The organism is Candidatus Thiodiazotropha endolucinida, from assembly GCF_001715975.1.
In the GTDB taxonomy this organism is placed as follows: Bacteria; Pseudomonadota; Gammaproteobacteria; order Chromatiales; family Chromatiaceae; genus Thiodiazotropha; species Thiodiazotropha endolucinida.
This window is the reverse complement of record NZ_MARB01000034.1, coordinates 1-24,317: the sequence shown is the minus strand read 5'-3', so window position 1 is coordinate 24,317 and position 24,317 is coordinate 1. Positions and strand designations below refer to the sequence as shown.

At 49.9% G+C, this 24,317-nt stretch carries 22 protein-coding genes and 1 tRNA gene; 15 read left to right on the top strand and 8 right to left on the bottom strand.

Annotated elements, in window-relative coordinates; genetic code table 11:
• Positions 1-339: 339 nt before the first annotated feature.
• Positions 340-1,779: a cbb3-type cytochrome c oxidase subunit I gene (locus tag CODIS_RS19175; protein ID WP_069128267.1), complete on the bottom strand. Its 1,440-nt coding sequence runs from the start codon at positions 1,777-1,779 to the stop codon at positions 340-342.
• A gap of 38 nt (positions 1,780-1,817) precedes the next feature.
• Positions 1,818-2,270, bottom strand: a complete 453-nt coding sequence (locus CODIS_RS19170) for a c-type cytochrome (RefSeq protein WP_069128266.1) — start codon at positions 2,268-2,270, stop codon at positions 1,818-1,820.
• A 409-nt stretch (positions 2,271-2,679) separates the two neighbouring features.
• On the opposite strand from CODIS_RS19170, the gene CODIS_RS19165 reads away from it, so the two are divergent.
• The 3 genes from CODIS_RS19165 to CODIS_RS19150 all read left to right on the top strand — a co-directional run bounded on the left by CODIS_RS19165 (position 2,680) and on the right by CODIS_RS19150 (position 5,049).
• Entirely contained in the window at positions 2,680-3,417 is a 738-nt protein-coding gene (locus tag CODIS_RS19165) for a Crp/Fnr family transcriptional regulator (protein WP_069128265.1), read from the top strand.
• 705 nt (positions 3,418-4,122) lie between these two features.
• Complete coding sequence (locus tag CODIS_RS21795) at positions 4,123-4,587, top strand: phage tail protein (RefSeq protein ID WP_083220921.1); 465 nt, start codon at positions 4,123-4,125, stop codon at positions 4,585-4,587.
• Positions 4,588-4,599: 12 nt separating this feature from the next.
• Positions 4,600-5,049 carry a phage tail protein gene (locus CODIS_RS19150; RefSeq protein ID WP_069128262.1) on the top strand — a complete coding sequence of 150 codons (450 nt, stop codon included), beginning with the start codon at positions 4,600-4,602 and terminating at the stop codon, positions 5,047-5,049.
• Positions 5,050-5,144: 95 nt separating this feature from the next.
• Here the strand turns inward: CODIS_RS19150 and CODIS_RS19145 are convergent, their stop codons facing one another.
• Positions 5,145-5,771: a hypothetical protein gene (locus tag CODIS_RS19145; protein WP_083220920.1), complete on the bottom strand. Its 627-nt coding sequence runs from the start codon at positions 5,769-5,771 to the stop codon at positions 5,145-5,147.
• Between the two features lie 681 nt (positions 5,772-6,452).
• Between CODIS_RS19145 and CODIS_RS19140 the strand changes: the two genes are divergently transcribed.
• From CODIS_RS19140 to CODIS_RS19115, 7 genes are all read left to right on the top strand, one after another.
• Positions 6,453-6,529: transfer RNA gene (locus tag CODIS_RS19140), tRNA-Leu, on the top strand.
• A gap of 79 nt (positions 6,530-6,608) precedes the next feature.
• Positions 6,609-6,746: an SEC-C metal-binding domain-containing protein gene (locus CODIS_RS21790; protein WP_069128261.1), complete on the top strand. Its 138-nt coding sequence runs from the start codon at positions 6,609-6,611 to the stop codon at positions 6,744-6,746.
• 661 nt (positions 6,747-7,407) lie between these two features.
• The gene (locus tag CODIS_RS19130) at positions 7,408-8,550 is read left to right on the top strand and encodes a slipin family protein (protein WP_069128260.1); all 1,143 of its coding nucleotides are present in this window, start codon (positions 7,408-7,410) and stop codon (positions 8,548-8,550) included.
• Positions 8,551-8,676: 126 nt separating this feature from the next.
• The gene (locus CODIS_RS19125; protein ID WP_069128259.1) at positions 8,677-9,624 is read left to right on the top strand and encodes a hypothetical protein; all 948 of its coding nucleotides are present in this window, start codon (positions 8,677-8,679) and stop codon (positions 9,622-9,624) included.
• Positions 9,625-9,635: 11 nt separating this feature from the next.
• Positions 9,636-10,835 carry an RtcB family protein gene (locus CODIS_RS19120; RefSeq protein WP_069128258.1) on the top strand — a complete coding sequence of 400 codons (1,200 nt, stop codon included), beginning with the start codon at positions 9,636-9,638 and terminating at the stop codon, positions 10,833-10,835.
• Positions 10,836-10,882: 47 nt separating this feature from the next.
• Positions 10,883-11,074, top strand: a complete 192-nt coding sequence (locus tag CODIS_RS21090) for a hypothetical protein (protein WP_162420289.1) — start codon at positions 10,883-10,885, stop codon at positions 11,072-11,074.
• A gap of 101 nt (positions 11,075-11,175) precedes the next feature.
• On the top strand, positions 11,176-11,955 hold the full coding sequence (locus CODIS_RS19115; RefSeq protein WP_069128257.1) for a helix-turn-helix domain-containing protein: 780 nt from the start codon (positions 11,176-11,178) through the stop codon (positions 11,953-11,955).
• 50 nt (positions 11,956-12,005) lie between these two features.
• Here CODIS_RS19115 and CODIS_RS19110 read toward each other — a convergent pair whose 3' ends face one another.
• The 3 genes from CODIS_RS19110 to CODIS_RS19100 all read right to left on the bottom strand — a co-directional run bounded on the left by CODIS_RS19110 (position 12,006) and on the right by CODIS_RS19100 (position 14,941).
• Positions 12,006-12,377 carry a hypothetical protein gene (locus tag CODIS_RS19110; protein ID WP_069128256.1) on the bottom strand — a complete coding sequence of 124 codons (372 nt, stop codon included), beginning with the start codon at positions 12,375-12,377 and terminating at the stop codon, positions 12,006-12,008.
• A 347-nt stretch (positions 12,378-12,724) separates the two neighbouring features.
• Positions 12,725-14,335, bottom strand: a complete 1,611-nt coding sequence (locus tag CODIS_RS19105; protein WP_069128255.1) for a DUF4382 domain-containing protein — start codon at positions 14,333-14,335, stop codon at positions 12,725-12,727.
• 123 nt (positions 14,336-14,458) lie between these two features.
• On the bottom strand, positions 14,459-14,941 hold the full coding sequence (locus tag CODIS_RS19100) for a C40 family peptidase (RefSeq protein ID WP_162420291.1): 483 nt from the start codon (positions 14,939-14,941) through the stop codon (positions 14,459-14,461).
• A 738-nt stretch (positions 14,942-15,679) separates the two neighbouring features.
• Here CODIS_RS19100 and CODIS_RS19095 point away from each other — a divergent pair.
• The 3 genes from CODIS_RS19095 to CODIS_RS19085 all read left to right on the top strand — a co-directional run bounded on the left by CODIS_RS19095 (position 15,680) and on the right by CODIS_RS19085 (position 18,213).
• The gene (locus tag CODIS_RS19095; RefSeq protein ID WP_069128278.1) at positions 15,680-16,516 is read left to right on the top strand and encodes an HD-GYP domain-containing protein; all 837 of its coding nucleotides are present in this window, start codon (positions 15,680-15,682) and stop codon (positions 16,514-16,516) included.
• An 11-nt stretch (positions 16,517-16,527) separates the two neighbouring features.
• Positions 16,528-17,469 (top strand): DUF3179 domain-containing protein, encoded by a 942-nt coding sequence (locus tag CODIS_RS19090; protein ID WP_083220922.1) that lies wholly within the window; start codon positions 16,528-16,530, stop codon positions 17,467-17,469.
• A 180-nt stretch (positions 17,470-17,649) separates the two neighbouring features.
• On the top strand, positions 17,650-18,213 hold the full coding sequence (locus CODIS_RS19085) for a beta-class carbonic anhydrase (RefSeq protein ID WP_069128253.1): 564 nt from the start codon (positions 17,650-17,652) through the stop codon (positions 18,211-18,213).
• A 12-nt stretch (positions 18,214-18,225) separates the two neighbouring features.
• On the opposite strand, the gene CODIS_RS19080 is transcribed toward CODIS_RS19085, so the two are convergent.
• Positions 18,226-18,897 (bottom strand): cell wall hydrolase, encoded by a 672-nt coding sequence (locus CODIS_RS19080; protein ID WP_069128252.1) that lies wholly within the window; start codon positions 18,895-18,897, stop codon positions 18,226-18,228.
• A 469-nt stretch (positions 18,898-19,366) separates the two neighbouring features.
• Between CODIS_RS19080 and CODIS_RS19075 the strand changes: the two genes are divergently transcribed.
• Together CODIS_RS19075 and CODIS_RS19070 are read left to right on the top strand one after the other, a co-directional pair.
• Positions 19,367-22,609, top strand: a complete 3,243-nt coding sequence (locus CODIS_RS19075) for a FecR domain-containing protein (RefSeq protein ID WP_069128251.1) — start codon at positions 19,367-19,369, stop codon at positions 22,607-22,609.
• Between the two features lie 36 nt (positions 22,610-22,645).
• Positions 22,646-22,960, top strand: a complete 315-nt coding sequence (locus tag CODIS_RS19070; protein ID WP_069128250.1) for a hypothetical protein — start codon at positions 22,646-22,648, stop codon at positions 22,958-22,960.
• 52 nt (positions 22,961-23,012) lie between these two features.
• Here CODIS_RS19070 and CODIS_RS19065 read toward each other — a convergent pair whose 3' ends face one another.
• Positions 23,013-24,170, bottom strand: a complete 1,158-nt coding sequence (locus CODIS_RS19065) for an alkaline phosphatase family protein (RefSeq protein WP_069128249.1) — start codon at positions 24,168-24,170, stop codon at positions 23,013-23,015.
• Positions 24,171-24,317 lie beyond the last annotated feature (147 nt).

The following is a 24,317-nucleotide window of genomic DNA, read 5'->3' as shown; positions in this document are numbered from 1 at the left end:
ATCGAAATCGATTCGACGCCGGACTGGATCTCATACGATTTATACATTCCGCATGACCGCCGATCCATTGCTCTGATAGCCACTTTATGATTCCGTGGCTAACCATCCTTGACAAAGATCAAAGTGAAAAACGCCTAAAATACAAGGCGCTTAATGGGGGGCGAATCTATCCTGCCCGCTTATCCAAAAACAGCCGTTTCCTGCCATCAAAATTACTCCCTTAGTAGTAGAAAAAAACAGAAATGACCTGAAGGACACAGGCTGCCCATAAAAAAGCCGGACGGGTTGATGCCATCTCACCGTCCGGCCAGGGGGTTGCTATCGGTTGGTCGTGTTTATCTAGCCGGCCGCGGCCTCCGCGGCACCGCGCGCCTCACCCTGGGGCTCCATCGCCGGCATCTCCGCCGCCGTCTTCTCACCCGGAATGAAGAAACTCCAGATGTAGACCACCAGACCGCCCAGGAACACCACACCGGCAAAGAAACGCAGCCAGTAGAACAGCGCGATCTTGTCCTGCACCACCAGGAACGACAACGGCGTGTCGCTGAAACGCTGCAGATAGACCTGCAGGATCCCCGCACCGGTCAGAAACAGCGTGATGAAGACGATCGACACCGTCATCAGCCAGAACGCCCACATCTCAACCACCTGCGCCTGCTCGCTGTTGGCCTCGCGGCCCCGCAGGATCGGCACCGCGTAACTGATGATCGCCAGGTTGATCATCACATACGCCCCGTAGAACGCCATGTGACCGTGCGCCGCCGTGATCTGGGTGCCGTGGGTGTAGTAGTTCACCGGCGCCAGAGTGTGCAGAAAACCCCATACGCCCGCCCCCAGAAACGCCATCACCGCCGTGCCCAAAGCCCACAGGGTCGCCGCCTTGTTGGGATGGTTGCGCCGCCGCCGGTTCACCATGTTGAAGGCAAATACCGTCATCATGAAGAACGGAATCGGCTCCAGGGCGGAAAATACCGAACCCCACCACTGCCAGTACTCCGGCGTGCCGATCCAGTAGTAGTGATGCCCGGTGCCCACAATACCCGTGATCAGGGTCATCGCAATGATGATGTAGAGCCACTTCTCGATGATCTCACGGTCCACACCGGTCACCTTGATCAGCACAAAGGCCAGGATCGCACCAAGAATCAGCTCCCACACGCCTTCCACCCACAGGTGTACCGTCCACCACCACCAGAACTTGTCATGCACCAGGTTGACCGGGTTGAAAAATGAGAACAGAAAAAACACCGCCAGACCCACCAGGCCCATCAGCAGCACCAGACTCACCACCGTCTTGCGGCCCTTCAAAACCGTCATGCCGATGTTGAACAGAAACGCCAGCGCCACCACCACGATCCCCAGCTTGGTGATCGTCGGCTGCTCCAGAAACTCACGCCCCATGGTCGGCAACAGATCGTTGCCGGTGATCTCCGCCAGCGTCGCATAGGGCACCAGCAGGTAGCCCGCCACCGTCAGCGCCGCCGCCACCAAAAATACCCAGAAGGTCAGCGTCGCCAGCCACGGCATGTGCAGCTCCGTCTCCGACTCCTCCGGTATCAGATAATAAGCCGCCCCCATGAAACCCATCAGCAACCATACGATCAGCGCATTGGTATGCACCATCCGCGCCACGTTGAACGGAATCTCCGGAAACAGAAAATCACCCCATACATACTGCAGCCCGATAATCAGACCAAACAGGATCTGCGCCACAAACAGGCCGATGGCCGCGATAAAATAGGGCATCGCCACCGCCTGGGATTGATATTTGAACGTCATCGTCTTCTCCTCAGCTTGTCTCTACTCTGTCAGCACCACTAACCCTGAATGTTCGGCGGCCAGTCCGCCGTGTCAATCTCAGAGCTGTACTGCAGAAACTCCGCCACCGCCTTCAGTTCCTCATCGGTCAGGTTGAACTGCGGCATGCTGCGACGACCCGGTATCCCCTCCACCGGACGTCCCTTGATGAACGCCATGATCGCCTCCTTGCTGTTTCCGTAACGCTGGTAAACATTGCCCAGCTCCGGCGCAAAATAGGCCCCCTCGCCCAGGAGCGTGTGACAGCCGATACAGTCGTTCTCCTCCCATACCTTCTTCCCCAGGGCAATCATCTGCCCCCGCTCCGTGGTCGGGTCCAACGCCTCGCGATTGTCCCGATCCGGCAACGCCAGATGGGTGTCAAAGGTCAGCGCCAAAAACAACAGAAAGAAAAACGCCGTACCCCCGTAAAAGATGTTCCGCGACATCTCCTTCGTGAACGCTTGTGCCATCACTCTCCTCCCAAGCCTGTCTTGATTGAGTCCCCGCTATTAGAAAACAGACACCCTTCCCTACCTTGACATGTGTCAAATGGGTTTATATCGGGACATCAACAGGATGAAGAGCGCCTGAAGGGCACGTATTCGCCGAAAGCTGCCACATAGGCGGCTAACTCAGGCAAAACAGATAGGCGGATGATTGTACAAACGCCCTTGATAAGTGCTAAAGAATTGAGATGCCTTGATCTTTGTCAAACAGAAAAATGTCAATTTCAGCCAGACTTATTAATAGTCGCTGCCCGTATGCGAGGTATTGGCCGTTGGGATATAACACTTTTTAGGTAATTGACATTGTTCTATCCACTGGCAAATATGACAAGGACCACCACGTGTTACCCTGACATGATACTGGCTTCAAGTGATGAACATTGACATTCGAATGGCCCACCTTTTCTCCGCCCTGGATGACGATCAAGTCAGACAGGTCATGGAGAGCAGCCATACAGGAACCCTCAAGGATGGCGAATCACTGTTTGAAACAGGCGATGAGGCAAATCGCTTTTTTCTGGTGATCGGCGGACAGATAAAACTGTTTCGTGTTTCATCCAACGGTGATCAGAAAATTATCGATATCATTCAGCCGGGCAATACCTTTGCGGAAGCGCTTATGTTCATGGAACATCCCATCTATCCTGTGAGCGCCGAAGCACTTGGACCGGCAAAAGTCATCTCATTTGATAATCGACGCTTCCTGCAGATACTGAGCGGATCAATCGAGGTTTGCTTCCGAATAATGGGCACCATGAGTCAGAGATTACGCGGGCTCATCAAAGAGATCGATGATCTGACGCTGCAGAGCGCCACCACCAGATTGTGCGCATTGCTGTTGCACAGAATGGAGGATGTTGGCCAGGATCACTTCACACTGCCTGCCGCCAAGGGAGTACTGGCGGCACGACTCTCAATGAAACCCGAGACGTTTTCAAGAATTCTTCAGAACCTTTCGACAAAGAATATTCTCAAGACAAAAAGCAATGAAATTCAGGTGTTGGACGAAAATCTGTTGAGATCCCTCGCTCACCTGGAATCCATCTACGGGCTGGAACCGGAGAAACCTTGCGTGCTTAAAGGGCAGAATATATCTATCGATCTCAACTAGGGTTTGTTAACACTGACCCAATAACCTGTCCGATATATCGCTTTTTTACAGAGTAAGATCAGCCGTTTGGGCATAATGGCTGGTGCTGATGCTATTTTCTGATGATATCCTTCCACCTGCCGACAACATATGGCACCCCAAGAACCAGAATATGATCCAATCTGATTAAAGACATAACGCCATGGAGCGGTCGATGACCGAAACACCAAACCATACGTCTCGACTGTCTCGTCCCGTCCATATACACTATCCACACCGCTCCAGCAATCCAGTAACTCAAACCCATCAGGTACAGTTACCCGGGCACGTTCACAGTGCGAAAGATCTTTATCAGAAAAGGTATTATAGGCCTGTATACAGCATTCAATTAAAAGCCTGATGCGTTCAGCATTGACTTCGTGGATGTCGGTGACATGTACCATCGTCTTATTCAACTTTTCAATCCTTGTCTAGAGTGTAAGCCAGATTGAAAAAATGGCTAAAATCAGCATAGGTATCAACCCTGAAACCATCAGCAGTCCAGTTCTATTAGTGCTCCTTGTGTGGTGTTTTCGCCACTTGGAAGGTCAAATGTCTTTTAGAGAGTCCGGGAACAAAATCCACAGTGGATGATTGACATAACATAGGCAACTGCTAGCCTTTGATTGCATAGGAATCAGATAATGAAAAATCAACGATTTCCAATACGGAGTATTGGCCTAACTCATGCCTGATAATCAATTGCCGTTACTCAACAACCGATTCACGGTAACTATCGACAGCTCCAAATCTGATTGCTCACGCAGAGACGTAGCTTTCTCGAGTATCTCTGGCATAAGCTCCACCAGACATGCAACTGCCCGTCCCTCGCCTCTGATGAAATTGATTGGTTTTCTGTGTCTTGATATCAAAACCAATCGAATTGAGCTGCGCAGGGTAATAGATAGTGATCACTTCTTTTTCGATTGGCACAAAGCCAATCTTTGTCGTGCAAAAGACCTTCGGACAATGACAATTTGTATGCTGGACAAGCATACAGATAAGCCGGTCAATTGCTGGCGGCTATACAACTGCTGGATCGAAGCATGGCGGGGGCCGAATTTGGATGCCATGAATGCAGGTCCGGCCTATGAAACACTAACTCTTTGCTACCGTTCTTTATGCTGGTTACAAGATTCGGATCTCAAATAAAGGAGAAGCCCCATGGCCATTCAGTCAGAAACACCCTATGGTGCCTTTAACTTCCTGGTCTCGATTGGTGGCGACGACCCGCAGGATGCCAGGGCAGGCTTCAGTGAGGTAAGCGGCCTCTCAATGGAAATCCAGGTCATTGAGTACCGTGCAGGTAATGACCGCACTGAAAGTCCGGTAAAGTTACCTGGGTTGACAAAATATGGCCCTGTTACCTTAAAGCGCGGCTTGATCGGTACTCTCGATTTATTCGAATGGATTACCGAAAGCGCACAATCCAGCACAGGCAGTCGACGCAATGTGACTATCCATCTGCTGAATGATGAACAACAACCTGCATTTACTTGGAAACTGCGTAATGCCTGGGTATCAAAGTACTCAATGGGTGATCTTAATGCCAGCTCGAACGATGTTGCCATTGAGACTATCGAGATTGTGCATGAAGGGTTGATACTGGAATGATCTCACAAGAATACCACATAAGACCCTCCAGGCTTTCTGGTTCTATTTTCCGAACTTGGTCGAAGAAGGATTGCGGATGAATTTCAAGTAAAAGGTCAGGAGTGTTTAAATATGGTCTGTGCCAGCTCGATTAGTATTTGCCTGCCCTTCGCATCCATCTCTGAATAGAGTGTCATCAATTCTCGTAAATCATCAGGAAACGAGACACAAAGCCCATCGGATTCAATATGCTGTTCGTCAAGCCACTTACGAGGCCTTCCGCAAGCCTTTTCAATACTACGTGCTAATCGTTCTCCAATATGTTTGAAAGGGTTGTCGATATAGCTGGCCAGTTGCTTGGCTTCAAGCTTGATACTCAACAAAAACCTACTGACTGTTTCAGCTTTGCCTGCTTCCGCTTCTCGAAACAGATAGACCAGATTCTGGTGCCTCACTGCCTGCAGGTCCCGTTCTCCCGAGCGTATTGGACCAAGGCCGAACATGATCCAGCAGGCCGATGTGCCGGTAATCCTGGCAATGATTTCCAGATGACCGGGATGGGGCATCGAGTAACCCGCCTCGTACCAGGAGAGTCTGTTCTCCGGCCACTTTGGCAGCTTGTCTCGGAATGCCTTTGCGGTCTTGAAGCCGGCCATCCGGCGCGCCTGGGCGATGCGCTTGCCGATCTTAACCGCCACGGGGTCTTTGCTACGCGATTTGCTGCTTGGATTTAATTTTGTCATTTGCAAAAAATACTATTGCAATTTGAGATCTGCCGATTATACTTGCGCCCCAAGATTTGGAAAGCCCCGGATGACCGGGACTCTCCCGGAAAACCGAAACAGGAACCGACGATGAATTCAACATGCTTATACGACACCGACACATCAGCAGCCCTGCGGAGTGGGCCTGCTTGTGCGTCGCTGTGTTCAGCGTATCTGTTGATACAACTAAAAGCGCCTGGCTTTTTGCTCGGTAACGAGGACGAAGCCGCTGTGACCTGACACTTTTCCAGAGCATTGCAGGAAGGTGTCATGAATAACTGACACCTTCCGGAAAAAACCCCCGGTTGGTGCAAACCCCGGGGGTTTTTTATTGCCCGGGAAAACTCGGGTGGTAACTCGGGATGCTCTTTAACAATTTGGAAACTACAAACTGCCCTGTCCGGATCATGGACAGGGCCCGATTTTGGCCGCTTGGGGCAGATACCAAGCAAGCCTCGTCCCCCTGTTCTCGGTTACGGGCCGGGAATGGTGTTGCCAGCCTCACCAGGGACAAGAGGTAGTGCTGCTGTTCGAGTCGTCTCGACAAGCGCGGCAGTGCAGTGCCAGGGGAGGAGATGGGATCCCGAAGCACCGGTCAGCCTGCCATAGGGGGGCGGACCAAACCGGGTGGTTGAATAAGCCGCCCATAACAATCTATAAGGGGATGTGGCGCAATTGGAAGACGCGGCAGGCTTAGACCCTGCTGGTTGTGAGTTCGAATCTCACCGTCCCTACCAAACCTCAACCAATCACTTTAGCGGAGGTTCAAGATGAAAACGCACAGGCAAAAGATGGATCAATCATCCTTTCGAAACCATGAACAAACGGCGCAAGGGTTACCCCTCTGAAATAAAGGTAAAGCGTGGTGATCGCGTAGTACACGGTGACAAAGAGCTGACGGAAAAGCTGGGCCGTAACGATCCCTGTCCCTGCGGCTCTGGTATCAGATTTTAAGCGTTGCTGCCTGCAGAGCAAACGCTTTGACGGTGCCAACAGAGACCACTATTTCAGACCATGAATCACTCATCCGTTCAGGTTCGATACCTGACGGATGTACCAGGTCCTCATTGAATACTTGAGTGACAGCGGCTGGGTCTCCGCATGACCCACCGGCACAGCTTGCCCTGCAACCCTGTGTACCGCACGAGATGTTCCTGAAGACTCCAACTGGATATAGCTCAGTGGGTAGAGCAATCGACTTTAACTCGATCTGTCGGAGGTTCGACTCCTCCTATCCCTAGATGGTAAGGGTTTACGACCCCGCGGTTCGACTCCGCACTGACTCACTATCCAAGCAACGTCCCGGCAGGTTTCAACGCTGAGTGCTTTGGACAAAAACCTGCACCACCCGCAGGGCCTGTGCCCGACATGGCGCGACGGGTCAGTGAGATCGCCATCGCCAAACGGTCCGGCAAGGGAGTGCACGGGTCGTGGCAGCGACCGCGATTTCACCCACCCGATCGTCCCATCCGGGCCCGCGCTGCGGATGTGGGGCCGCGCTTTTCCGAAGTGCATATTATTTAACCCGGCGACTAAGTATGTCGTGTTTAGCTGGGTTTATCGTGCGCTTCGAAAAGGCAATTTCAATCACTTTTACAAACTGAGGAGAAAAACAATGTTTGCATACAAGCGCATCGTTGTGGCCCAGCACGAGCGCGGTTTTCTGTTTCGTGACAGTCAGCTGATCAAGGTGCTGGAGCCGGGTGTCTACCGCCACTTCGACCCATTCGGCCATGTACGGATCGAACTGCACGACCTGGGCCAGGCAGTATGCGCCAACAAGAACACCGAGATCCTGATGAAGGGGGCGGGCGATTTGTTGAGCCCTTACCTGGAACTGGCGGACATGGCCGACAACCAGATCGGTCTTGTCTATCGGGACGACAAGTTCATCGAGCTGTTGGCGCCGGGTGAGCGCAGGGTCTATTGGAAACTCCCCTACACCCTGCGTGTAGAGCGGATCGATCTGCGCAACGGTCTGGTTGTCCCCAAGGACCTCGTGGATGCGGTGTTTCGTACCCGTGGTGGTGTAGTGGCGCGAGAGCTGCAGCCCAACATCCAGACCGCCGAGGTTATGGATCACTATGTCGGCCTGTTGTTGATCGACGGTGAGTTGCGCCAGACCCTGAAGCCGGGCTTTCACGCCTTTTGGGCGCTGAAGCGACACGTCAGTGTGGAGCAATTGGATACCCGTATCCAGGCGATGGAGGTCCAGGGGCAGGAGATTCTCTCCCGTGACAAGGTCTCGCTGCGTCTCAACCTGGGAGCCCAGTACCAGATCCTGGACCCGGTAAAGGCGCGCAACAGGCTGCAGCAGCCCCTCGACTGGATCTACCGTGAACTGCAATTCGCACTGCGGCAGGCGGTAGGCTCCCGCGAGCTCGACAAGCTGTTGGAGGACAAGGAGCGGGTCGACCGGGAGGTGTTCGACAAGGTTGCCGGCAAGGCCGCGGAGAACGGCTTCGAGCTCTGCAGTGTCGGTCTCAAGGATGTGATCCTGCCCGGTGAGATGAAGGAGATTCTCAACCAGGTGGTGCAGGCCGAGAAGGCTGCACAGGCCAATGTCATCAAGCGGCGCGAGGAGACCGCGGCGACCCGTTCGCTGCTGAACACTGCAAAGCTGATGGACGAGAACCCCACCCTGTTGCGCCTCAAGGAGCTGGAGACTCTGGAGAAGGTGACCGACAAGGTGGATCGTCTGACCGTCTTCGGCGGTCTCGACGGCGTCCTCAACGACACTGTGAAGATCTCGGTGTAACCCCAACCGCCCGGCCCAGAGGGCCGGGCAATTCAACCTAAATAGACCAGGAGTTAACCATGCGAATAATCCATTTAACCCATTTCCATCAACCCACCTGCGTCCAATCAACGAAGGAGAGCAATCATGGACCAGAACGAAATAGAGGAGTTGTTTGCCTATTTTTCTAAGGAGAGAACACTCTACCCCTACTGCCGGGACTACTATGCAGTGCAACTGCTGCAGATTGCGGTCAAGCGGCATGCGACCATTCAAACCCTTAAGGGATCCAACTTTGGGAGGCTGCTGAACAAATCCTCTATCGCCGCTCTACTAAGCAGCTGTGGCAATGGACGCTTAAACAGTGATCTGTTAGTCAGCTATTGGCAGGAGCCGGGCACCACCTACCTGGTCACCGCAGGTGTGTGGGGGAGTAAATCAGACCGTTATGCGCAAACATCGCGGCCAGGCGTCAACCTGGTACTGCGACTCAATTTCAATCACCAGCATGACAGCCTTTTGCAGAAACTGATCCACCCTACCCGGGATGGTGTCTTCAACTATTGGGGACATCCGGTGTTGGGGAGGGGTGATCGCAGTTATTACCGGGAGACTCTGGCCTGGTCACGCCTCGATATCGATCTCGACAGAGATGAGGTATTGATCGAAGAGGTTCAAAGTGACTGGGTCAGAGATACCGCCTGGCTGCATAAGTGGCTCGACAGGTGTGACAGGGACGAGCATGTAATGGATTGTGGCGATTTCAAAACCACCGCCGCATCTGCACGTCGTTATCTTGAGTTCGTGGAACCGCTGCTCAAGGAGTGGAGCCAGGCCATGCTCGCTGCCACTGTGGATTTCGTCAACAGAGAGTTGGGATTGAAACAGATCTGGTATCACAGCTGGAAAGTCGGGAACTACCTGAAACGCATCAACGGCCACTACCTGCCCCCCAAGTCGCTGTACAGCGCTCTGCCGAGACAGTTCTGTTTCGAACAGACGGAACAACTCCCCGGCATGCTCAGTGACAGACGCACAATCAAACGCTTGCGTCGAGGGAAAATCGAACCCCTTTTTTATAAACTTGAACTATAAGGAATATGACAATGCCTATTCTACAAACTCTCAACAAAGGCAGGGTGCCGGTCCATATCTGGACCGGGGATACCGAATCGACGGCACTAAACCAGCTGGTGAACGTATCCCAGATGCCCTTTATCCATCACCATGTTGCGGCGATGCCGGATGTCCATGCGGGTATAGGCGCCACCGTCGGCTCGGTGATCCCCACCAGAGGCGCCATCGTGCCAGCAGCGGTCGGAGTGGATATCGGGTGCGGTATGAACGCCATCCGTCTCTCCCTGACCGCCTCCGAACTGCCTGACAGCCTGCGTATGCTGCGTAATCGTATCGAACAGGCGATTCCGGTTGGATTCGGTATGCATGACCGTGATCCGGTGAAGCGCTCAACCATTGTTCCATTGGCCAAGCGATTGGATCAGATTCTCGGCAAGCATCCTGCAATCGCCAAGATGCAGCGAAAGCGTCCCTACGACATCTGGATTCGACAGCTGGCATCCCTGGGCGGCGGGAATCACTTCATCGAGCTTTGTCTGGATGAAAACGAGGCGGTATGGGTAATGCTGCACTCCGGTTCACGCGGCATCGGCAATGTCATCGGACGCTACTTCATCAATCTCGCGCGCAAGGATATGGGCGATCAGCTGGGAAGGCTGCCCGACAGGGACCTGGCCTACTTCACTGAGGGGGCGCAGCACTTCGATGACTATGTCGAAGCTGTTGCCTGGGCCCAGGATTACGCCATGATCAATCGCCGCGAAATGATGCAGCAGATCCTGGATGCCCTGGCTCTGCAGCTGCCGCCCTTTTCAATCACCAAGGAGGCGATCAACTGCCACCACAACTATGTTGTGCGGGAGCATCACTTCGGTGCTGATGTCTATGTCACCCGCAAAGGCGCGATTCGTGCCGGCGAAGGAGAATTGGGGATCATCCCCGGATCCATGGGCGCCAAATCCTACATTGTGCGTGGCAAGGGCAGTGAAGCGTCCTTCTGCTCCTGCTCACACGGTGCCGGGCGTCGCATGTCGCGCACCAAGGCAAAGCGGCAGTTCAACCGGGCGGATCTCGAATCCCAGACCCGGGGGGTTGAATGCCGTAAGGACAAGGGAGTCATCGACGAAATCCCGGGCGCCTACAAGGATATCGATCAGGTAATGGCGAACCAGAGCGATCTGGTTGAAGTGGTGCACACCCTGAAACAGGTGCTGTGCGTCAAGGGATAAGTGGGCCGGGGCACCGGCCCATTTATTTCAACACAGAGGTAATTGAGATGAAAAACAAAACACGCAAACCACGAAATCCATTGCATAACCATCCGATGCTGCGCAAGGGTGGTGTACACGACACAACCAACAAGGCACAACGCCGTAAGGCTAAGCAGAACCTGCGCAAGGCATGGTCTTCTCTGAGTACATATTGTGTACTGAGAGAAGACCATGCACTTGCGTCAACAGCAGGGTAATACAGCTCTTAGCGCTTTGGCTCATATTAAGCTACTATACTTAGAATCAGATGTTTGATTTCATCTATCAGTATAATTAATTAATACCTTATCATTTTATCATGGCCCAAACGCTTCAACTTATCGATGCCCTGAAACGCAGCCTCAAAGCACACGGGATGACCTATGCGGATGTGGCGCGCCATTTGGATCTCTCTGAGGCGAACGTGAAACGGCTATTCGCCAAACGTCGCTTTACCCTGGAGCGCCTGGACCAAGTCTGCCAGATAATGGAGATGGAGATCTCCGACCTGGTACAGGAGATGAATGAGTGGGCTGGTGCGACGGCTATCTCCGGGTTGACCGTTGAACAGGAAGCTGAGATTGCGGGAAATCTCGAACTGCTGCTGGTCACGGTCTGTGTGCTCAACCGCTGGTCACTGGATGATATCGTAGCGCGTTTCCACATATCCGAGACCAGATGCATACAACAGCTGGCCAAACTCGACCGGTTGCGTCTGATAGAGCTTTTACCTAAAAACAGAGTCAAGCTACTCGTCGCCCGCAACTTCAAATGGCAGGAAAACGGGCCGATTCAGCGCTTCTTCCAGGAAAAGATTGAAGCGGAATTTTTCGCTTCCCGGTTTGACCACCAGAATGAAAGATTGATTGTGATAAACGGCATGTTGGCCGAAAGCTCGAATCGTGTGTTTCAACGTAAAATGGAACATCTCGCCAGGGAGTTCGATGAATTGAATGACGATGATGCGAAGCTGCCCCTGGATGACCGGGACGGAACCACAGTAGTGATCGCAATGCGCCCCTGGTCCTATGGGTTGTTCGATTCATTGCGCAAATCTGAATCGCACCATAAGAGAACAAGAAACAGCGGTAAAACCTGATAAACGATCTACCCTTTTGCAGCCAGTCACTCAAACAAGCCATGACGTGTTTAATTCATTGGCAACTGCACTGTCACAGTCGCACCACCGTATTTATGGACCGAGTCATGCGATCGAATAACGACTGATTTTGTCTCTGATGGAATATGAATCCCCGATAAGCGACGGGTGAACGGTTGTTCATTGACATGCGGATGATGAAGCGTCCTTGTGCCTAAAATGACACCCTTTTCATCCAATACCTCCCAGCGATTGGCATAATGATCCCAACCGGTATCCTGATGCATTACCGTTACAGAAAAATCATAGATATTGGCCCCTCTATTCTTTATAGCCACATCGACTACATCTGCCTCTCCGGCATGTACAGAAGGATGCGTAGAGAGCAAGGATAATAGACAGGTTATAGCGCGTTTCTTCATCTTTATCTTCCATTCGCCCAAGGCTGTCTTTGTACAGTATGGATTAGCTTATTGTACTCAAAGCACTGCTAAGGTATACAAGAAAACTCCGTACCATATAGCTTCACCATATGACAGACATATATTTCAATATTTTAGATTATTTCGGGATTTTTCAAAAAGATTGAAGATACTCGATCAAAAGTGATATTGGCTGTACAGCAAGCAATGAAATAACTGAGATTTGATGGGAACGAATACCCGCACATCGTGCGGGGATTCTTTATGAGGAGGGTACTGGAGTATACCTACGGAATACGTTGATCATCCAAAATCACAACGCTTTCGGCAATATAACCATCCGCACTTCAGCTGCCGTTTATTCCCACATCCTGGCCGACCTCAAGCGTACCGTCCTGTGAGATTTCACTGACCGTATCGGTGATGACAACGGTGAGAAAATCAACACCATCAGCGTATGTAACCGCCAAGTCAGTGGTAGCAATACCACATACAGTACCTTCTTCGGGAGACAGGACAAAGCCGTTTGCACCAATCGAAAGGATAGTACCGGTGATCTGCTGATCGTTCTCTTCAGTAGTGGTATCGATAATCACCAACGCAGCTTTGAGTACGGCTTCGGTACCTGTCAGGTCGAGTACGCCGTCAACCTGAACCTTGCGGGGCACGGTAACCTCCAGATAATCCAGTATGTCGCCCGACTTGGAGACGATCCTGGTGCCATTGATACCGGGCTCATCCTGATGAAACATGACATCAAGCGGCCCAGCTGTCACAACCGAGCCGCTTTCAGTGACATTCATACCAAATCCGCTGATATCGGCATCAGCAGCGACTTCACCCTCCACCTGAAGAAAATCACCCAACTCAATGACCAGGGCATCCACTTCCATCAGGGGGTGATATCTGTCGCTCACCACACCTTCGTGATCCACCAGAACGGAAACATCTGTTATTTGTTCTTCCAATAATTCGCAGTCACCTGGAGGGGATTGTAGACCGGGAGGTTCATCGATCATCCAAAGTCGACACTCGCCGGGAGATGGAAGGTGGCCCCGGGGAATATCAACATCCACATCAACATGGGGCATCACCTGATGATCGGGCCAGCCCACAACAACCACCACTTCACCCAAATTCTCCTCCAACAGCAGTTCATCGAGAGAACGAGGTTCACCGTTATAATTCAGATTGTCGAAGAAAGCCGTATCGTCACCCAGTTTAATCTCGACACACTCCATACTCGCTGTTTGCTGCATGGGCAGGGCGTCACATATCAACAGGGAATTCTCATCAGGCATCACTTCGGTGATTTCGCCCTCCAAGCGAACCAGCTTACTTTCGAATCCTTCCTCAAGAACATCAACAAATACAACTGGTCTGAAATTGTACCCGTTGTTGTTTCCGGTGATATGAATCGAATTACCACCATCCATATCGACCTGTACGGTTATTACATTGCCCTCCTCGACCGTGAAGCAATCACGCGCGAGCAGATCAAGTTTGCCATTGCCCGGCAGGTTTGGGTGATAGGTTTCATTGTCAGTCAGATCATCCGGGGTATCGTCGGCCAGCACCAGTTCAAGATCGCTCAGGATTAAACGAATCTTGCAGTAAGTACCCACGGGCACATCATCCCGGAAGGTGAAGGGAATCGACTCATTCTTCAGGCTGAGAAGATCGATCGTCTGAGGTTCATCGGAAAAGAGCGTTACCTCATCACCATTTTCGGACCCAATCAATCCCATCCGCTCTATGGTGGCGTTCATGGCCACAAACAGCGATGGGTCGGCGGGCTTGTCGGTCAGAAGAATACCGACCGTACCGGTGCGTTGAGCCGATGTTGAAGTCGGCGTCGTAGTTTCGCTACTGCCGCCACCGCCGCCGCAGGAAATCAGACTGATAGCCAAGATGCATGTCAGTGAAACCAATGCAATAAGTTTGGAGATTCGTGGCATAGTCACTATTCCTCATTCCTCTCTACATTTGGGAAAAACGTACCACATAGGTAAGCTGAATTATGAGAATCCATTCCCGAATATTGTTCGAAAATGTAAAAAAGTTGATATAAGGAATTTCATTCACATCCGATCAACTGGAAGCCGGCCTATCCCTATCAGGCGGTCACGCCAGTATGGATCTTCGAGCGAACCGTCGGCAACACGATTCTGCCCGGTCGAGGCATGGATAAACCGTCCGTTTCCGGCGTAGAGTCCCACATGCGATAACTTGCGCGAGTTTATCTTGAAAAACAGTAAATCACCGGGTTTGGCCTGCTCGATAGGCAGTCGCCGGGACACCCGGTATAGATCCCGTGTTGTTCTTGGAATCTTTATGCCGGCTTTATGGTATGCATAGTGAACCAGGCCGCTGCAGTCGAAACCTTTTGGGGTAACCCCACCATAGCGATAGGGTACGCCTTTCAGGTTTTCTGCGATCTTTACTGCGGGGTGAATAACAGGTATAAAAGATAATCCCTGATTGTCGGATCTGGAACGCTCAGTTGCGCTGGCGGGTGTTTTCGATACCGAGGCACATCCTGAAAACAGCGCACTGGCAAACACAATACACATTACAACAATAAAAGACCTGTACAGGTAACGGCTAACAGTTGCAGTGATACTTAATGATTTCAGATAAGATGATCTGTTCAAATATGAAGCCTCTCAATACATACCTTTCCGGGAAAACATATTTGCTAACCAATATAGCCAAAGATTCCGTAACGAGAGTGAAAAACGGCTGTTCATTCGATCAAGTAACTGACATTGTGAACATTAGCACCTCAAAACTGAATGGAACCTTAATGCCACTTTTTCATAGCCGGCCAACGCCATATGGGTTCATCCAGCATCCCCTGGTCAGTGACGATCGTCTGCCCCAGCATTTTCTCCAAGCCTAGCGTCGGAAGTGGTTGCATACTGAGAAACCACCTCCCACTCACAATCAGTACGTACCTTAATTACCCCCGTCTCTATCCACCAGCAGAGCCCACCGGATTAGTCTTAACAGGCCCTAGTCGATCCAGTTTATTTTAAACAAGTCAGTACTCGTTCCAGGTTGCTGCTCGATATCGACATTACCCTGAATCAAGCAGGGTAATTCTATATGAATCCACAGACCGATAGCGTGCGTATACTTTACTGTGATTCGTGTAGTCAATCGCGTCGTAGCGAACCAGTTAAGGAGATTGACTTGGCTTGGATTGCACAACTGTGAGGCACTGGAAAATGATCAGTCTTCTACCTGCAGCAAAATCCTTGTTTGAGCCGGATTATACTTCCGAATTACGACAGCGTGGAATGAAACCACTATTACAGTCACTGTTGGTCATGGCTTGGATGGTGGAAGCCCGCGATCCCTATTCCGGCGGTCATTTATGGCGGGTATCCCAATACTGTCGACTGCTTGCCGAATCGCTGGGTTTAAATAAATACGAAGTGGCACGGATCACCCTTGGAGGTTTCCTCCATGATCTGGGCAAGATAAGCGTTCCTGATTCAATCCTGAAGAAGCCGGGAAGATTGAATGACGACGAATACGAAACCATTATGAACCATCCCGAAATTGGAGCGAGAATATTGATCGGGCACCCGTTGGCCTCATTGGTGAAAAACGCCATTCTTCATCATCATGAACGTCCCGATGGCGCCGGCTATCCATTTGGACTGGACGAGGGCAATCTGTCAATCGACTCCCGAATCGTAAGTATCTGCGATGCCTTCGATGCAATGACCAGTACCCGTCCCTATCGTCACAGTTTACCCCTTGATCAGGCCTTGAAAGATATTAAATTGAACCTGCATACCCAATTCGACGGCAATTTTGGACATCTTTTTATCGAACTTGCCCATTCCGGCCGAATGAACACGATTCTAGGGCATACGGACCAGGGTATTCCCATTCAGAATTGTCTCACATGCGGACCCACCATTGTCGTGAGACGCAGTCAGAAAAGCGGCGAACTCACTTACTGCCCAAATTGTGCCGCAGAAGCGATAATAGAAAAAAACAATAGTCGCATTTCAATCCACCCTACCGGACGTAAGGGTTCGGTAAAATCCCTTCAACCAAAGGTGGATATGGATCTGATTGGTGAATATGTGGCCACATCTGCCGCAGCCCTGGTGATAGCGTAAGTGTGATCGGTATGGCATTCAACAGGCTTATAACCCTACTTTTTTTGGCAGGCGGCATATATATCGGTCCGGCTGAAGCAAGAAGCTATAAAAGCGGATTTGATGTAACAGATGCATTGGTGCCGATCGAACAAATATTGCCTGGCGGTCCTCCTAAAGATGGTATTCCCTCCATCGACAATCCTAAGTTCTTACCCGTTAGTAAGGTTGATTTCCTCCAACCTGAAGATCGTGTTCTTGGTCTTTCCCATAATGGTTTTGTCAGGGCCTATCCGATTGCCATCATGAATTGGCATGAGATTGTCAATGACCGATTTGGGAGCCAACCCGTTGCCGTCACCTTCTGCCCGCTATGTGGTACGGGAATCGCATTCAAGGCTGAGCATAACAATAGACCGCTAAGCTTCGGTGTGTCGGGATTACTCTATAACAGTGATGTGCTGCTGTATGACCGGACATCAGAATCTTTGTGGTCGCAGATCAAAATGCAGGCCATCAGCGGTAAATTCAAAGGTGAGCGCCTGGAGCCCATTGCTCTGTATCACACAACCTGGTCTGACTGGATTAAGAGGCATCCGGACTCTCAAGTGTTATCTGATGATACCGGTTTCGCAAGAAACTATCGACGGTCTCCCTATGGTGACTACGAAACTAACCGCTCGATCTATTTTCCGGTTGAATTTGCCGCAAAGGGCTACCATCCAAAGGAACGTGTTTTGGGTGTGAATATCGGTGGGGTCTTCAAAGCCTACCCTTTTGCTGAACTAGCGAAAACATCTGGCAGAATAGCGGACAGTGTGGGTGGCGAATCGATTGAAATCGAATACGATATCGATAACCAGACAGCAAGCGCAATCGATGCTGAGGGTAAAACCATACCCACGGTCATCGCCTTCTGGTTTGCGTGGTATGCCTTTCACCCGGACGGTCTGCTGTTCAAGTGGAGTGAATAGCCAGAATTGAGATGGTGATTTTTATGCCTGTATTCATCACCGCCCCGCTCTTTTTTTAATCATTTGAAAAAACCTGCTTTAGATTCAATTACCCGATAAATTGTGATCAATAACCAGGGCGAGATACCTGTCAAATAGTGATCATAGTTAGTAAGGAAAACTGTAACCGGGGGATAAGCCATGAGCAAAATTCGCGATGAGGTTATAACTGCAAACGCAAAATATGCAAAGGGTTTTGGTGATAAAAGTGAGCTTCCCATGCCGCCGGGGCGCCGATTTGCTGTGCTAACCTGTATGGATGCAAGACTCGACCCGGCAAAGTTTGCCGGTTTATCTGAAGGCGACGCGCATGTTATTCGCAATGCCGGAGGAAGAGCAAGCGACGATGCAATCCGTTCCCTTGTCATTTCCTATAAGCTGCTTGGAACCAAGGAGTGGTTTGTTATCCATCACACCGATTGCGGCATGTTGACATTCACCAATGAAATCATGGGCGACCTGCTCGCCAGCAGTCTTAAAACGGCAACTGTCGATGCCGATGGTTGGCATGACTCCGCTGATGGTAGCGGTTCTATCGAAGGCAGGTTCATCAATTGGCTGACCATCTCGGACAATGCAAAAAGTGTTGTCGAGGATGTGCAAAGAATACGCAATCATCCATTGGTACCGGATGGCATACCGATATACGGTTATATCTATAACTGTAAAACAGGAAAACTTATCGAAGTACCCATTCCGGAGTAGGATGGCGATACTTTAAAGTGCGGGAAAGCCAAGCGACTGTTCCACAGTGCTGACTGGATCGATTTTCGACTGTAACCTTGTAGCTGAATTCATGGCATATACAGGCCGTTTTTTGCTCAAATAGAAAAGATGTTGTCCGATTTTCTTGCCCAATACCAGCGCTGTACTCCATACAGGATTCACATAGTCCGCATGATACCAAAGCGCACCATCAGTCGGATCTTTGGATTGCCCTCTATAGACCGCCTCGGCAAGATCCTGCGACCGCTGCCAGGCTTTTTTATTCATGGGTATATCAGAACGTCCATCGCACCACCAGGAAAATTGACACCGGTAACGTCTCTTCTCCCCTCCCTGCTTGACGACGGCGCAGACTGAATCCGGATAGCCTTCATGCGCAACCCGGTTCATGACAACATGGCCCACTGCGAGCTGTCCCTGTTCCGATTCGCTGCGTGCTTCAAAATAGATATTTCGTGCCAGACAATCGATCTCTTTTGAAATCTCTGATACCTCGGGAGGTTGGTATAGAGCGTGCCAGTGCCGGAGATCATCTTCCAAGTTCATTGGTTCAATGATCTCTTCAGCCATCGCATTGCCAGTGCTGATAATGGCGAGTAAGAACAACACTACCTTAGGCGGATAGCTGTCATCTTGACTGTGCTGAAGGTTGTTGTTTTTCATTGTTGTCGTTTTAGAAAAACCGGCCTAATGCTCAACTGTCAAAAAACCAACAATGTCAGTTTTCTTAACACCCTTGTCATAACATGATGCTTTTATGAAATAAATGCACAACTCAAGCCATATTTAATTTACAATCTTTAAATTAAACACTTACTGTATATTTCTAATGTATATAATAGAAACGGGGGTAAAATATCCCGACAATCAAAACCCTTATAAATCTAAGTCTTACTGCCATTATTTATCGACTCTATCGGGCATTTTTTCGTGTTGAGACAGACTTAAGGCAGGGAAGATATAAATTACATTAAAAAAGAGAGCCAATACACTTGGCAGATATGAAATAAATTCGCATCTTTGTAAATATTCGTTACTATATAGCTACGTGTAATGGAAATTTTCGTTGCCTTGCCAGGCACACATTTCCAGTAAGATTTTGGATCTATAAAAACGATAGCAGGGGATCAATATGCAGCATTGCAAACAGGCCACAATGCTCGCGAAATTTCTATTTCTCATTTTCATCCTGGTCTTTTCGCAGCAACTCTTTTCAGCCGAGTGCAGCCATGTGGCTCAAGTGGTCTCCCTGGAAGGCAGTGCAGAAAAGAAAAGAGACGGCCAGGAAACCTGGCAACAAGTGGTGCTTGACGATCAATTCTGCGCCGGTGACGCCATAAGAACACTACACGATGGCAGGGCTGCCGTTCGCCTGACCAACGATACCTTGCTGCGTCTGGATCGAGATTCCGCGCTGACATTTACCCAGGTCGGAAAGACTACGCCATCCCTCCTGGACCTGCTTCGAGGTGCTGTGCACTTCATCAGCCGCACACCAAAGAGCCTGGAGGTCAAAACACCCTATGTGAACGCATCCATTGAGGGCACAGAGTTTGTGATTCGCATACGAAACCAGGGGACCGAAGTTACGGTTCTGGAAGGCACTGTGATAGCTGCAAATGAAGCCGGCTCAATCGATTTGAGTGCAAATCAGGCCGCCCGGGCATCAGCCGATCAACAGCCGGTTCGAATTGAGGTCGTCAAACCCTTCGAGGCTGTTGCGTGGGCACTCTACTACCCTTCTCTACCCGAGGCCCCAGGTAAAGCCGATACCCTGGCTCAAAAAGCAATCAAGGCAATTGTGCAGAATCGTCTGGAAGAGGCCACCGAACTGGCAAAACAGGCTTTGCAGCAGGATAGTCAGTCAGCAGCAGCCTATATGGCGCAATCCTATGTCAATCAGGCCATGTTCGACATTCCGGCCGCCCTGGCCAATAGCAAGAAGGCCGCGGAACTCGCACCGCAAAACGCTTTGGCACAAGCGCGTCTTGCTGAAGTCTGGTTAATGACAGGTCACACGAGATCCGCCCGGGAAGCCGCCAATCAAGCAATCACGATCAACCCCGAGCTTTCACTAGCACATACCGTTCTCGGGTTCGCTTCTCTGCGGGATATCAATTTGAACGCTGCAGAAACGGCATTCGAAAAGGCCATCGCACTCGATTCAGCCGCCCCCCTGCCCCACCTCGGTCTAGGTTTACTGGAGATTCGCCAAGGCGCTTTGGAATCTGGCCGTGAGAGGATCGAAACCTCCGTACTGCTAGACCAAAACAATGCACTGCTTCGCAGCTATATGGGCAAGGCCTATTACGAAGAAAAGCGCAATAGCTTGGCATCCCAGCAGTTTGCTATAGCGAAGGACATCGACCCTTATGACCCAACGGCTTGGTTCTATGATTCGATACTTCTACAGTCCAGCAATCGTCCAGTTGAGGCCCTGCATGCACAAAAGAGGGCTATTGAACTGAATGACAGCAGAGGTGTATACCGCTCGCGACAACTCTTAGACAAGGATGAGGCTGCCCGCAGTGCTTCTCTGGGTAGAATATATAACGATCTGAATTTTGAGCAACAAGCGCGCCTCCAGGCGATCGATGCACTGGCACAGGATCCGAGTAACCACTCTGCCCATCGATTACTAGCTGACAGTTATTCGGGTCTTACCAACCTTGATGCAGCCAGACAGAGTGAACTGTTGCAATCTAAGATGACACAACCCCTTAATCTTGATCCATTACAGCCTCAGTTGAGCAACTCAAACTTGGGCTTGCTCGATGGAAATGGCCCCGGTGATCTTTCATACAACGAATACAACCCACTCTTTACACGCAATGGCTTGGCGTTTCAATTTGATGCATCCGTTGCTGAGGAAGAAACATGGGCTAACGATGCTATTCTCGCTGGTTTGCATGATCGCTTCGCGTTTAGTGTTGGGCAATATCATACAGAAACTGAAGGATTCAAAACGAATGCGGATTATGAGCAGGATATCTACAACATATTCACCCAATTAGCAATATCTAATGCTACCTCATTCCAGATTGAAGTCAGTCAGGATGAAGTGGATAAAGGGGATGTTGCCCAGAGATTGCTGCCAAGCTTGCTTGTTGACAGTAACTTACGAGTAAACACCGAAATCATGAATTACCGAATAGGTGTAAACCACGCCATTTCCCCTCAAACACTTGTTCTCTTCAACACAAGAAATACAGAGATTGACGACACCCTGCAGACATCAGCATCTGATGGCACAGGCACACTCAGGAAAATAGATACAAAACTTAATATCCACGATCTGCAAATCCTGCACGATGGCGTCTCGCATCGTTTCATAGGCGGAATAAACTACAATCGTGACAATCAAAACTCTGCCATAACATTTGATTTCTCACCTCTTCCCTGTCTGCTGCCTTTTCCTGATTGTACTAGCCGCGTTAATTTTACAGAAAAGCAAATTAGACTTTATGGCTATTATTTTTACCAGCCTTCAAAAATGCTGCAACTTACAACTGGTCTCTCTGCAGCTAGGAGTAATAGTGAAATATTTTCTGAGGAGGAAACCACAATACTTCCAAAACTGGGCGCTCAGTGGTCAGTCACTGAAAAGTCAAAGATTTACGCCGCAGCTTTCAGAACAAACTCGAGTGCAATCACTGCATCCTTTTACCAAACACTTGAACCGACTCACATAGCAGGTTTCAACCAGATCTATGATGAATTTCGGCAAACAGATACTTGGAATTACGGTTTAGGCTTTACCCAAGAACTCATACCATCACTTACAGCAGGTATTAGAGGGCTCTACCGTGAGGGTGAAACACCTTTTGAGTTAATTGACATAAATACCTTTACCGAATCAGTAATTGATGTTGAATTTGATGAGTCCAGCGCAAATGCCTGGCTGAATTGGTCACCTCAGAGATATTTAAGCTTTAGCTTGGAATATGACTTCAGTAAATTGGACTCAGCAACCAATGTCAGCTCTACAGAATACAGTGGCATATCCCCAGATGGTGTTGTTGAATTAGAGACACATCGCTTGCCGATAGGGGTAAATTATTATCATCCATCTGGTTATATTGTTAATGTGACTTCAACGTATATCAACCAGAAAGGGGTGTTCCAGGAAAGCACCTTTGATGACCCCCCTCAAAATGCAGAAGATAGATTTTGGATAACTGATTTGCTAGTTTCTTATCGTTTACCCGAGAAATACGGACTCATCTCGTTAGGGGTTAAAAATGTCTTTGATGAAGAGTTTGATTTCGAAGATAGAAACAGCTACGACAGCTTGGCAGTTGAGACTTCGGCATCTCCTTCTTCCTTCAGTTCAGAGCGCACTGTTTTTGGACAAATATCCTTTTCCTTCCGTTAATTTAGGTATATTACTCACACCAAGAGGAGCATCGAAATGAAACGACTAAGAAATTGTGTATTACTAACTCTAATCGTTTTCTTTGCGTCGACAATTACAGCTTGCGCAGAGATGTATAAAAAACCGACTGATGACAAAACTGATAAATTCGTATACTCAATTCAATTTAATGCCGCTTCAGGCAAATTAGAAGTATTGGACAAAGAGGGTCAAATTATTAGAGGAAAACCTATAAATTTCCCTGAAGAGCATCTACCAGTCAATGCGATTATAAATGTGCACACGATCATAGAAGCAAAAGGATCATGTCTAATAATCTTCAATCGTCAAGTTTTTAACATTTGTCGATAATTGTTAATCCAATCATTCTTCACCCATAAGGATATGAGTGAAGATCTAAGGATCACATTTCCATCAGTATCAATGGCACAAACAGCTCATTGCTGCTAAGCCCCCCATGCACACCCACCAAATCATATCGTTTTTCTTGAGCAAGCCAGTCCTTGATGGTGTGGTTTTCCTGCATCAATAGCAGACGATTTCCAATGCGCGATGATAACTGTGGATGGGGTGCCCCAAGACCAAACCAGCTCTTATCGAGCAGTTCACTTGATGGATATGCAATCGCCTTACCCGCGAATTCACTTTTCACATAATCATCAAAAGCATTCTCGCAGCCAGGCCACAGATAACAATAGGCAGCACGCGGTTCACCACAAAGTGGCAAACTGAGCATTTCCAGTAGTCCCGGATGATCATCAAGTGAAATCCTGTCAGACGGCTGGGTGTCGATCTGGCCATGGTCTGCGCAGACAATAATCAGGCTATCGGTGCCGCGGCATTGTTCCAGTAGATAACTGAACGCTTGATCGATATCCAGCAGATGGCGTTTAGCCTCTTCGCTCCAGATACCTGACCGGTGGCCAATACTATCCAGTTCGGACCAGTAGGCATAGAGATAACGTTCATCACCCTCACGAAGCAATTCTGCAATCTGACTGGTGAGTTCCGGCAGGTTCCGGTGTCTCACCAGGCGCGCCCTGCCGAGGTGGGCCCGGTTAAAATCCGAATCGGCGATATAGGCCGGCGACAGCATGACTGAGTCACAGGCGATTTTATCGCTGAAAGGTGTGTGTCCAAGCAAGATCCCGGTGTCGATCCCTGCCTCTCCCAGCGTGACTCCGCCATATCTTGGCCGTCCGGGCAATACCGCCAACACAGCACCCAACTCCCTGAAGTAGACATGCCAACCGGTCAGGCCATGCTGTTGTGGCGCATCGCCGGTGAGGAAGGTGGTTACCGCTGTGGCAGTGGTTGGTGGAAAGACAGAGGTTATCGAACCCTTGAGATGGGCATTCAGCGTCTCGGCTTCAGGATGTGCACGAAGATAGTTGAAACCCAAACCGTCCACCACCCAGAGCAGGATTTTACGGTATGACCCGAGTGGCAGGGACGCCAGAAGATCGAGTGGCGGATAACTGTGGCGGTCACCACCCATTGCCCCCTGCAATGATGCCATCAAATTGACAATGCTGCCGCCGTTGTAGTCTGGAAATGGCATAAACCCTACCGATCCGGGATGCTGATACACGATGAATCATTGTACATTTTTAGGTATTCTTTAATACTAGCAGGCTGTTGATTTTTACCCGTCGTCAGCCGTCAAATTCGTTTGGCGGTGTAATTACCGCTCAATCTAGCGATTGAT

What these genes read in the sequence shown, in the direction of transcription:
- CODIS_RS19170 (WP_069128266.1), bottom strand. Translation starts at nt 2,270, where the DNA reads ATGGCACAAGCGTTCACGAAGGAGATGTCGCGGAACATCTTTTACGGG.
- CODIS_RS21090 (WP_162420289.1), top strand. Translation starts at nt 10,883, where the DNA reads ATGAAAAACAAAACACGCAAACCACGAAATCCATTGCATAACCATCCG.
- CODIS_RS19145 (WP_083220920.1), bottom strand. Translation starts at nt 5,771, where the DNA reads ATGACAAAATTAAATCCAAGCAGCAAATCGCGTAGCAAAGACCCCGTG.
- CODIS_RS19095 (WP_069128278.1), top strand. Translation starts at nt 15,680, where the DNA reads ATGAAACCACTATTACAGTCACTGTTGGTCATGGCTTGGATGGTGGAA.
- CODIS_RS19105 (WP_069128255.1), bottom strand. Translation starts at nt 14,335, where the DNA reads ATGCCACGAATCTCCAAACTTATTGCATTGGTTTCACTGACATGCATC.
- CODIS_RS19165 (WP_069128265.1), top strand. Translation starts at nt 2,680, where the DNA reads ATGAACATTGACATTCGAATGGCCCACCTTTTCTCCGCCCTGGATGAC.
- CODIS_RS19115 (WP_069128257.1), top strand. Translation starts at nt 11,176, where the DNA reads ATGGCCCAAACGCTTCAACTTATCGATGCCCTGAAACGCAGCCTCAAA.
- CODIS_RS19120 (WP_069128258.1), top strand. Translation starts at nt 9,636, where the DNA reads ATGCCTATTCTACAAACTCTCAACAAAGGCAGGGTGCCGGTCCATATC.
- CODIS_RS19150 (WP_069128262.1), top strand. Translation starts at nt 4,600, where the DNA reads ATGGCCATTCAGTCAGAAACACCCTATGGTGCCTTTAACTTCCTGGTC.
- CODIS_RS19075 (WP_069128251.1), top strand. Translation starts at nt 19,367, where the DNA reads ATGCAGCATTGCAAACAGGCCACAATGCTCGCGAAATTTCTATTTCTC.
- CODIS_RS19070 (WP_069128250.1), top strand. Translation starts at nt 22,646, where the DNA reads ATGAAACGACTAAGAAATTGTGTATTACTAACTCTAATCGTTTTCTTT.
- CODIS_RS19130 (WP_069128260.1), top strand. Translation starts at nt 7,408, where the DNA reads ATGTTTGCATACAAGCGCATCGTTGTGGCCCAGCACGAGCGCGGTTTT.
- CODIS_RS19110 (WP_069128256.1), bottom strand. Translation starts at nt 12,377, where the DNA reads ATGAAGAAACGCGCTATAACCTGTCTATTATCCTTGCTCTCTACGCAT.
- CODIS_RS19175 (WP_069128267.1), bottom strand. Translation starts at nt 1,779, where the DNA reads ATGACGTTCAAATATCAATCCCAGGCGGTGGCGATGCCCTATTTTATC.
- CODIS_RS21790 (WP_069128261.1), top strand. Translation starts at nt 6,609, where the DNA reads ATGAACAAACGGCGCAAGGGTTACCCCTCTGAAATAAAGGTAAAGCGT.
- CODIS_RS19065 (WP_069128249.1), bottom strand. Translation starts at nt 24,170, where the DNA reads ATGCCATTTCCAGACTACAACGGCGGCAGCATTGTCAATTTGATGGCA.
- CODIS_RS19085 (WP_069128253.1), top strand. Translation starts at nt 17,650, where the DNA reads ATGAGCAAAATTCGCGATGAGGTTATAACTGCAAACGCAAAATATGCA.
- CODIS_RS19080 (WP_069128252.1), bottom strand. Translation starts at nt 18,897, where the DNA reads ATGAAAAACAACAACCTTCAGCACAGTCAAGATGACAGCTATCCGCCT.
- CODIS_RS19125 (WP_069128259.1), top strand. Translation starts at nt 8,677, where the DNA reads ATGGACCAGAACGAAATAGAGGAGTTGTTTGCCTATTTTTCTAAGGAG.
- CODIS_RS19090 (WP_083220922.1), top strand. Translation starts at nt 16,528, where the DNA reads ATGGCATTCAACAGGCTTATAACCCTACTTTTTTTGGCAGGCGGCATA.
- CODIS_RS21795 (WP_083220921.1), top strand. Translation starts at nt 4,123, where the DNA reads ATGCCTGATAATCAATTGCCGTTACTCAACAACCGATTCACGGTAACT.